Source organism: Chloroflexota bacterium (genome assembly GCA_018829775.1).
Classification (GTDB): Bacteria; Chloroflexota; Dehalococcoidia; order Dehalococcoidales; family RBG-16-60-22; genus E44-bin89.
In genome coordinates, this window is the sequence record JAHJTL010000061.1 from 61,251 (window position 1) to 71,462 (window position 10,212).

Annotated in this window: 9 protein-coding genes; all 9 read right to left on the minus strand. The window is 50.8% G+C overall.

Annotation, left to right across the window (positions count from 1 at the left end; translation table 11 throughout):
• Positions 1 to 19 precede the first annotated feature (19 nt).
• The gene (locus KKD83_06165; protein MBU2535731.1) at positions 20 to 1,009 is read right to left on the minus strand and encodes an NAD(+)/NADH kinase; all 990 of its coding nucleotides are present in this window, start codon (positions 1,007 to 1,009) and stop codon (positions 20 to 22) included.
• Positions 1,010 to 1,036: 27 nt separating this feature from the next.
• Positions 1,037 to 2,011: a D-glycerate dehydrogenase gene (locus KKD83_06170; protein ID MBU2535732.1), complete on the minus strand. Its 975-nt coding sequence runs from the start codon at positions 2,009 to 2,011 to the stop codon at positions 1,037 to 1,039.
• Positions 2,012 to 2,054: 43 nt separating this feature from the next.
• A complete protein-coding gene (locus KKD83_06175; protein ID MBU2535733.1) occupies positions 2,055 to 2,624 on the minus strand; it encodes a hypothetical protein in 570 nt (189 codons plus the stop codon).
• Positions 2,625 to 2,783: 159 nt separating this feature from the next.
• On the minus strand, positions 2,784 to 3,815 hold the full coding sequence (locus KKD83_06180) for a M20/M25/M40 family metallo-hydrolase (GenBank protein MBU2535734.1): 1,032 nt from the start codon (positions 3,813 to 3,815) through the stop codon (positions 2,784 to 2,786).
• Between the two features lie 1,002 nt (positions 3,816 to 4,817).
• Positions 4,818 to 4,955: a hypothetical protein gene (locus KKD83_06185; GenBank protein ID MBU2535735.1), complete on the minus strand. Its 138-nt coding sequence runs from the start codon at positions 4,953 to 4,955 to the stop codon at positions 4,818 to 4,820.
• Positions 4,956 to 5,047: 92 nt separating this feature from the next.
• Positions 5,048 to 6,967 (minus strand): FAD-dependent oxidoreductase, encoded by a 1,920-nt coding sequence (locus KKD83_06190; GenBank protein ID MBU2535736.1) that lies wholly within the window; start codon positions 6,965 to 6,967, stop codon positions 5,048 to 5,050.
• Between the two features lie 272 nt (positions 6,968 to 7,239).
• Positions 7,240 to 8,574 (minus strand): TRAP transporter large permease subunit, encoded by a 1,335-nt coding sequence (locus KKD83_06195; GenBank protein ID MBU2535737.1) that lies wholly within the window; start codon positions 8,572 to 8,574, stop codon positions 7,240 to 7,242.
• Positions 8,571 to 9,077, minus strand: coding sequence for a TRAP transporter small permease subunit (locus KKD83_06200; GenBank protein MBU2535738.1), 507 nt, complete (start codon positions 9,075 to 9,077; stop codon positions 8,571 to 8,573). The genes KKD83_06195 and KKD83_06200 overlap by 4 nt, the downstream gene beginning before the upstream one ends.
• 88 nt (positions 9,078 to 9,165) lie before the next feature.
• Positions 9,166 to 10,212, minus strand: a 1,047-nt coding sequence (gene dctP, locus KKD83_06205; protein MBU2535739.1) for a TRAP transporter substrate-binding protein DctP, incomplete at its 5' end; no start/stop codon positions are given.

The window sequence follows — 10,212 nt, forward strand, 5'->3', positions numbered from 1 at the left end:
CTTTCTTCTCTCTCCTGTATTAGTTTCTGAAAAAGCCCTGTTCCACCGCCGCACGTAAGGTCTTTTCGATGTCAACCACAGGCGGGCCATCAGACTGAAGTCGGATTTTAATCTGGTCCGTATCCCTGACGGTGATCTCTCTTTCTCCATCCAGCGCGATAACTGAGGGCTTGTGCTCTACCGTCACTTCATCACCGGGTTCAAGCAGTTTCCATTCGGCGATGCCGACCTCGGAGACAACGCCGGGCAGCACGGCTGCTCTTACTTTAAGGTGGCCATTGCCAAGTCTCAGGTAGATTCCTCGAGTGTCGTCAGGGCCTACCGGGCACAGATTTCCCCCGATGGCGGTCATGCCCATATTGGTCGGTTCAGCACGGGTACAGATTATCTGCCTGACCTCCGGTAATTCCCAGATGGCCCGGGCACCGACGAATAGCTGATTTAACACTACTGCGTCAATCAGGGCCATGTCAATTTCCTGCCCGTTCCTGATGACGGCCAGGCGTTTATGGATTTTTATTATCTCTCTGTCATCGACCAGCTTCCGGGCAGTGATGCCGGCGGCAAGGCCGGCCGTAGTGGCCTCCACCATCACCGGAAAGACATTGTTGGTGCCGGTAGAAACCGGGACCAGCGGAATATCCCCGCTTTTTTTGGCCACATCACGGTTGGTGCCGTCTCCGCCCAGAGTAACAATACATCCCACATCCTGTTCGCCCATCAGTTCTGCGGCCCGGGTGGAATCCTCACTGGTATAGGTAATGGGCATGTCCATCACGCAGACCTTGGTGTTCAGTTTCTTTCCGCCGATGCCATCCAGAGCCCTCTGCCCGAGCCCGTAGTAATCGGGCATAATCAGGATTTCATCCACCCCGGTGGCGTCAATACCCATAATGATACGACGCAACTGGTTGGTCTTTTCGTTGTTGTCCATTATGCTGGCGTAGGCGACCAGCCGTCTGATATCCTTGCCGGAAGCCGGATTGGCGATTATACCTACCTTGCTCACCACAATAGCCTCACCACCGTTATCTACTTATTTAATTAAGTGGCAGTTGACGCAGCTGGGCATCGGTTTGCCTTCCAGTGCTGCAATGACGTTTTCCGCTGCCATCACGTCCATCTTCACCCGTGACAGCGCCGAAGCCCCGGCAATGTGCGGGGCGATTATGATATTGTCCAGCGTGAGCAGCGGGTCGTCGGGTTCGATTGGCTCCACTTCGGTAACGTCAATGGCAGCGGCATGTATCTTTTTGCTCTTCAGTGCGTCATACAGCGCCTTCGGGTCAACCAGTCCTCCCCGGGCGGTGTTTATCAGTATCGCCGACGGCTTCATGGCGGCCAGCTCCCTGGCGCCAATCAGGTGTCTGGTCTCGTTATTCAATGGCACATGAACGGTAACATAATCCGCCATGCCCAGCATTTGATGCAGGTCGGGGATAAATTCGGCACCGAGCTCTTTTTCACGCGGGTTGCGCACGATGTCGTAGTAGAGAATCTTCATGTCGAAACCGCGTGCCCGCCGGGCAACCTTCGAACCTATCCGACCCAAGCCGACAATACCCAGCGTCTGCTCGTAAACATCGTGGCCAAGGAACGGGCTCTCCATGGGGCCAAATCTCTGCCAGCCTCCCTTCATGGTGATATTGACCGCTTCCACGAGCTGTCGTGCCGAGGCCAGCATCAGGGCAATGGCGAAATCGGCGGTGCTATCGTCGACACCGCTCGGTGCGTTGCTCACCCGGACACCTCTCCTGGCGCATTCTTCAGCATCTATCAAGTCGAAGCCAATGGCGCGCTGCGCAATCACTTTCAGCTTTGGCGCATGGTCCAGAAACTCACCATCGACTTTGTCCTGCCAGACGACCGCGCCATCAGCATCGGCGATGTTCTGGAAAAGTTCTTCGCGGCTGGGTGCATCTTCTTTCTGCCGGGCAGTGACCTCGGCGTGCTGCTTGAGCAGGTCAACCGCTTCCGGGCTGATTTTGCGGGTAATGTGAACCTTGGGCATTATTACCTCCTGCACTCTGATATTATTTTATATGAGTTTTAGCTTATCGGCCTGTGAAATACGGGTTCTTACCCGTTGCCGAAAGCGGAATCCCGATAGCAAGGTCAGCGTCCATGAGCTTGGTTCTGCGGGCGGCGACGCCGATGGAATACATCATTCGGTTATCAACGTTGAATTCGCTGGCCGTTTTCACCGCCGAGCCCAGAGCGATGCCCAGGTCAATGCTCTGCATGTGGCACATCGGGCCGCGTGCCGTGCCGCGCTCCTTCTTTTTCGCTTTCAACATGGCGGCGCAGTCCATACCGCAGGCGCCGCAGTCCAGCGGCGATTCGACCCGTTTGGGCTCACCGGTTACGCCGATGAGCAGTATTGCGGACGATTTCCTAACATCGTCGGCATTGCGGTGGAAGAAGGCGAGCCTTTCCGGGTCATTGCGGGAGAACTCCTCCATATCTGCGGCCAGCTTCTCCAGCTCCTCCTGTTCATAAACAATCATCGTCTTGATTGAGTCCAGGCCCCGCGTTTTAGGGGAGGTGCGGGCAGCGACCGCCATCAGCCTTGCGGCGGCGAGAATTCCATCTTTTTCCGCTTCATTTGAATTTATAGGTGCCATAAGTATCTACCCCCTGAATGCTTTCAGCTCATGTTATATATAGCTATTCTGACATACAATGTAGTTATGATTTTTAAATAAAATTCCCTCTGTACAGAATATTTGAGCTAGAAAAAAGGTGTGCCTCTTCCAAACCTGTTTCACCTCTGCCACCCTTCGTCAACTGTCCCAGCTGTCCATGTCAGTAATTGCCTGGCAAAGGACTTCCACCGCACGTTCCGCGTTGCTCAGGTCGGCCACTTCGGTTGGGGAGTGGCTATATCTCCTGGCCGCCACGTACATAAATGTGGACTCAACCTCTGGATTTACCTCGTAGGCAATACTATGGTCAGACCAAATCCCCGTGTTCACATCAACGTGGAATGGAATATTCAATTTCTTGGCAGCTTCTATTAATAGCCGGTTCAAACGAGGACTGGCAAAGTTGTACGTTGCAGGGTAGGGGACAGTGGGCTGGATAAAGGAGAGCCGGCGTACGCCCAGTCCTGTGCTCATGGGGACGGTGCGCTGGATATCGGGCACGGCATCCTGAGCAAAACCGGTATCCAGGGCAATAAACCAGTCGGGGGTTATCTTTCGCAAAAAATGCCTGACCCCAAAACTGCCTATCTCCTCCTGAACCGAGCCAACGAAGTAAATATCGTGACGTGACGGTTTGGTTAGTCTGCGGGCTACGTCAACGAGAACGGCACAGCCGACCCGATCATCAATGGAAGGGCTCGCCAGTATCGTTTTCTCATCGTCAAGCCACCGGGATGGGGTAGCAAAGACTATGGGGTCACCCACCGAGACAGATTCCTGTCGGTTGCCTACGTCTATCCACAGGGTGCCCATTTCGTTGCCGCCAACGGTGCTGGTAGCGCAGACCACCCCCGGGATATCCCGCTCGGCACCCAGGATGAGCACCGGTGTGCCGGGCAGGTTGCCGAAATCAATCCAGCCTAACTTGTCAAACCAGACAAATTCATCCACCTTCTGCACCACCATGCTGACCTGGTCCATATGAGCGACCAGCGCCAGCGAGCGCTTCCCCTCAGTTCCCTTTTTCCTGGCGATGAGGTTGCCGATTTTATCAATGTAGAGTTCATCGACGTGGTCTTTGAGAAGCTCCTGGAGCCGTCTGGCTACCCGACCTTCAAAACCGGTGGGACCGGGGATTTGAATCAATTCATAAACTAGGTCACCTATCATGACAAACCTCTTTCAATAACTAAAGACAGCCACCAAAGAGCAATCATAGCATTGCTCTTTCTCACGTGTCAAACCAGCTGAAATCTTCAACAGAGGTGGAAACCGAATTTCACGTGTGGCTGTATTTATGCTATACTTGGCCTTGTGCCAGCGTAGCTCAGGGGTAGAGCAGCGGTTTCGTAATCTGTTGCCCACTCTAACAAACAATGCTTTCACGTACCAATTAGGACGTTTGTGTAAATTGAGAAAATGCTGGTTTGTGTCTAGAATACCAACTTGTGTTAACCCGTTTTATTCAGTCTATTAGCAAATTATTAGCAAAATTTTAACTAGAAATTGAGCCTGGACACTGAGCCAAAAAAGAATTTATGACCCTGGCCAAAGTGGAAATTATGAAGAAAACGTGGCCGAGGACAAAGCAGATACATATTCCTCGAAAAAATTCAATTCCTCCTAGTAAGTTAGAAAAAAGGAGACTCAGGTTATCCGTCAGGGAGTTGGAAGACTATCCGAACCCCCCTTTTTATTTTCCAAAAGTCACGAAACAAGCGTTTGTTAACTAAACTACTTATGCTTGATAAGCGTGTAACTAGAAGCCCGTTACAGCTTTTACTCACACATGGTGAGACAAGATATTCAGCCAGCTACTGAATTTTTTCTCCTTCTCGTTCCGAGATAAGCTCACTGAAGTAAGCACTGATCTTTTCTCGGTCCTAGACTTGCTTAACTATGATGTCTTTCGGAAGATAGAGAAATATGTTATGATAGCTCCCCACAAGGAGAACTCCTGTTTTCTCCCTCCTCTAGAGTTTCATTGATCGTTTTGGTTACGATTTTATCTCTTTCCTTTGTCAACTGGTTCTTACTGAGTTTATAACTGGCATAGGTGATGGTCTTCTCCGCATTCAACCTTTGGCGAGTAAGTCCAGTGATATATTCGTGCTCCTCTTTGAGGAGAGGGGCGTTCTCGGTTTTTTACCTCAGCGCCCCTTGCAATTAGGATTAGGATAATTTGGTGAGTCTTGTTCCCACGTTTTGCCCCTCCTCAATAATTCTTCTGTCCAGTGCACCATCTGCCAGCAGCCCATCCTGATATATCTTCAGGGGGGAAGAAGTATCAACAGTGACAAAATAATCCATCTATTATACTTCCCCAAAATTTAGCTACCCTCTCTTTATGTTTAACCCACCTCTTCTGTTAGATATTAGGATAATACGGATTCTGTCCAAGGCTATATCTCCAAACCAATACGATAGCCCTCGGCAATCGCATCGCGTATTGTTCTTGGCGCTATGCAATCTCCAATACAATGAGCTTCTGGCACCTTATCTTTGATGCCCTGGTAAAGCTTCTTCTCGGGGATAGCCCCTGTCGCTAGAACTACGGTGTCGGCCTCAATTGTTTTCTTCTCCCCTTCCTTGGTGGTTACCACAACGCCGTTAGATGTAACTTCGTTGTACTTAATTTCAGGAATCAAGGTAACTCCTTTTTCCAAAAGCCTACCCAAGAAGAAGGCTCTAAGGGTACGTCCTACCCCTAAAGCCATTTCGGGACTCCTTCGTGTGACGGTAACTTTCTTTCCCTTTTCGGCGAGAAACTCCGCGGTCTCGCAGCCCACCACTTCTCCTCCAATGACGATAACCCTATCACCCGTCTCAACCTTGCCTTCCAGAACATCTCCCGCTTGGACGACATGAGCTTGATCCATCCCAGGAATCTCGGGAACCAAAGGTTTCACCCCGGTGGCCAATACAACCACCTCAGGTTTAAACTCCTCAATCATAGTGGTGGTGGCCTCTTTGCCCAATTCGACCTCGACATCAAGCTTCTTCAACTGTGTCTGAAGGTATATGGTCAAGCGGGCAATCCGGTCTTTCTGCGGTGGAATCGCCGCCTGGATTAACTGTCCTCCCAGTCTGGGTTCCTTTTCCCAGAGTGTTACCTTGTGTCCTCTAAGCGCGGCTACCCTAGCGGCTTCCATGCCACCAGGACCACCGCCAACTACCAGGACTTTGCGGGGCTTCTTGGCCGGGAGGATCTTGTATTCCTCTTCCCTTCCTAGGGCAACGTTTACCTGACATCGAATGCCTACCACGGTAGGAGAGCCCACGTCATCCCGACATCCAAAGCAGACTGTGCATGGGGTAATGTCGTCTAGTCGCCCAGAGGCCACCTTGCTGGGAAGCTCTGGATCGGCTAGGAGACCCTTGCCAATAGCGATAAGGTCTGCTTTACCCTCCGCCAGAATACTTTCGGCCGCTTCGGGGGTGATCCTCCCCACGGCTATTACAGGCACGGTGACTACTTTCTTGATCCCCTCTGCCAAGTCCGCAATGATAGCTGGGACAAATGTGGAAGTGGTCAAGACGACGGGAGCTCTGGGCCCAGCAGCGCTTACGTGGATGGCATCAGCACTAGCGTCTTGAGCCATTCGGGCTATCTCCTTGGCCTCCTCCAGAGACGTTCCCTCGTCTATTCCATATTCCTTGCCATTGATGCGACACCAGATTGGATAGCCTCTCCCTACCGCTCCTCTGATAGCCTTTATGACTTCAATGAGGAACCTGGCTCGCTTCGGCACATCGCCCCCGTAGTCATCCTGCCGCTTGTTCGAGGAGGGGGACAGAAATTGATCAACGAGAAAACCATGCGCTCCGTGGATTTCAACTCCGTCGAACCCGGCCTTCTTCGCTCTTAGTGCTGCCTCGGCAAAAGAGGCTATGATTTCTGCTATCTCGTCCACCGTCAACTCTTTAGGTACCTCGCCTCCTAAGACAGCCAATGGTGAAGGAGCTACAGGTTGCATTCCACTCAATGCCGATTTGGCTGTCCTGCCCCCATGGAATAGTTGGATAGCTGCTTTGCTGCCGTGCTTGTGAATAGTCTGGACCAGTTGGCTCAGACCTGAAATACATGTGTCATCGCTGATGCTCAGCTGGTTCGGGAAAGACTTTCCGTGTAGATGAACATAGGGGGCTTCAACGATGATCAGGCCTGCCCCACCCCGAGCACGGGCCTCATAGTAGTTCTTAGTGCGCTCTGTGACGTATCCTTCTTCGCTGCCATACCGGGTTAGCATAGCGGGCATCACTATCCGGTTTCTGAGCTCCATCTGCCCTATCCGAAAAGGTTCCAAGAGCAGTTTTCTCATCTCTCCCTCCTTTTTTCATAAACGAAATTCATAAATAATCCATTTTTGCGCTCTGCTTTGGAAAGTTAGTAATCGATTTCACATGTAATCTCCAATGACGTTATCCGTGATATAGACCGGTGCAATCTGTAGATACGCGCTCATACGGGTGTGTGGACACTGCCGAATATTGCAACAGTAACGCAACTCTCTCCAGTTTCACTTTTAGTTTCCCATAAATCACTACCTTATTTCTCGGACGGTTTTCATAGCCTGGAACTTAAATAGAATCATTACTTTATCATCATACTGGGTAACCAGAGGATTATGTCAGGGAAAATTATGAACAGGCCAAGGCCGATGGCGATAAGCGCAACGAACGGAATTACCCCGCGGATGATGTCAGCCGTAGTTATCCCCAACCCCGGGTCAGCGGCACCCCGAACATAGAATATGGCATAAGCGAGGGGAGGAGTCATGAAGGACATCTGAAGGTTAACGATAATCATCATGGCAAACCAGAGGGAGTTAAAACCCAAAGCATCGCCGATGGGTGTTATTATCGGGATCATGATGAAGATAATGCCTATCCAATCAATAAACATTCCCAGGATAAATACGATAAACATGATGACCGCAAAAGCACCCCAGCGCCCGCCCGGGGAAGCTAGAACGAGATCCTTGACTACGTCTCCACCCCCCAAGCCGAGAAACACGCCGGTGAACATGTAACCGCCGACGGCAATGAATATTACCATGCTACTGACCCTCATCGTCTGAAGTGCCACTTCTTTCAGAACTTGCCAGCCAAACTTGCGGTAGCCAATGGCCAGAAGTGTGGCGGCAAAGGCACCTACCGATGCGGCTTCAGTGGGAGGCGCTATTCCGAAGAAGATACTGCCCAGTACTGCTAGGACAAGTACCGCTGGCGGAACCAGCGAGGCAAGAAGTATAGTGGTTTTCTTAATGAAAGGGACGGCTCTCTCTTCAGAAGGCACTGCCGGCGCTATCGCTGGTTGAAGTAAACACCTGAGGGCAATATAGCTACAGTACAAACCAGAGAGGACAAGACCTGGGAAAATAGCGGCCATAAACAGCTTTCCCACCGAGATCATAGCCATTGGTCCATAAATAACCAACATAATACTGGGAGGAATAAGGATACCGAGAGTACCGCCGGCGCAGACTGCGCCACTGGCTAAACTTTTACTATAACCTCGCTTTAACATGGCGGGAAGGGCAATAAGTGCAAGCATCGTAACTGAGGCGCCAATTATGCCCACCGTGGCTGCCAGGATAGTGCCGATTAACACAGTGCTTATCGCCAGCCCGCCCCTAAACCCGCCGAGCCAGAGGTATAATGCCTTATACAGTCCTTCGGCTATTCCGGAGCGTTCGAGCATCAGCCCCATAAAAATGAACAAAGGAACTGCCAGAATAACGTAGCTTCGTATCAGTTCATACATACGTGTATAGAATAGCTCAGTCACCGGGCCTCCCCAGGTTAAATAGCCAACTACCAACGCCACACCAGCCAGGATGGCACCTAAATGATAGCCGATTAGAAGCCCCACCAAGACACCGCCCAGCATTATTATGGTAATAATCTCAGGGCTTAGTTTAATCATAGGGTTTTATTCCTTGCGAGCAAGTATAGGTCACGAATAATTTGGGCCACACTTTGAAGGATAAATAGAAATAATCCTACCACTATCATTGTTCTGAATGGAGCGGCGGGCGGGTACCAAAAAGTCTCAGCCAATCTTTCACCGATTAACCAAGAGCGCCAAGTGTATGAAACGGCAGCATCTATGAGTATAATGAGCAATGGCAGAAGAAAGAATAAGCCACAAATGATATCGATGATTGCCTTCCCTCTAGATGAAAGGTGCGTATAAAGAACATCTACTCTCACATGGCCGTGATGCCGGTGGACATACGCCCAGCCCATAACATAAATGGTGGCGCCTACCATGACGGCGGTCTCATATGCCCATATCGTGGCGGCGCCAAATACATACCTCATGATAACGTCATAGAGGAGCACTATGACCAGGGCTACGCAGAGCCATCTTATTGTCTTTCCTGTCCATTCACTAATAGAATCGATGAGCCGCAGTATACTCCTCATAAACTCTCCAGCCACGGTAGGCAGCATTCACCTAAGGAAGGAAATGGTTCCCCGCTTGAGAATATTCTCAAGGCGGGGAACCATGTACCTACTTATAGTACGGGAATTGAAGCTGGTCTGTTTCCCGATAAGCCTTGGAAAAATCACGCATAGACTTTAGCACCTCGGCAACGAAGGGGTCCTTGGCGGCTATGTCGTCGTAGAACTCAGCGGCGGCTTTTTCTACGTCCTTCTGTACATCCTCGGGAAGGTAGAAAAATTCAAGACCGTAATCTTTGTACTTCGCTATTGCCTCCATATCCTGAACCGCTGCGAGACTAAGAAACCTTAGCGTTTCAGACATCCATGCATGGTCGGCTATAGCTTTGAGGTCATCTGGAAGATTTGCCCAAGCCGCCTTGTTTACCACGTATGGAGATAGTACTGAGGGTGCGTGGATTCCCGGGAAGACACCATATTTCGCTATTTCATGGAAGCCCATGCCCCAGTTTCCAGCCGGAGAGCCATATTCAAATCCGTCTATCACTCCCCGCTGAAAAGATTCGTAAATCTCCCCGCCGGGTAAGAAGATTACCGAGGCACCTAGATTGGTAAGTATTTCACCCCAGTCGCCGGCGGTTCGGAATTTCAGCCCTTTGAAGTCAGCAAGTGATGTTAGCGGCTTATTACTAAAGCCAAACATCTCGGCGCGACCTATCTGAGCTACAGAGACGTTCACCACGTTGTAGTCCTTAACCATCCTGTCTAATAGCTCCTTACCTCCTCCATCAAGATACCAGGTTAAATACTCTAGTGGAGGCGGACCGGCCACCACAATGGCATAGAGACCACCGGCGGAGAACTTATCCATATTATAGTGGTAGCTGGTATAAGCCACCTCAATGGTGCCGGCGTTTACGGCGTCAAACTCTTTTGACGCTGGTACGACAGCGCCACCGGAAAAGGCCTCAATGATTAAGCGCCCCTGACTCATGGTAGCAATATTAGCAACCGCGCGTTCGATCATTTTAAACTCAGGAAATCCGCTCGGCCAATAGGTGGCTAACCTCCACTTAATCACCTCCGGTGGTTGTGCCGGAGCTGGTGCGGGTGCTGGCGCTGGTGCAGGTACTGGAGCAGGTGCAGGAGCTGGAGC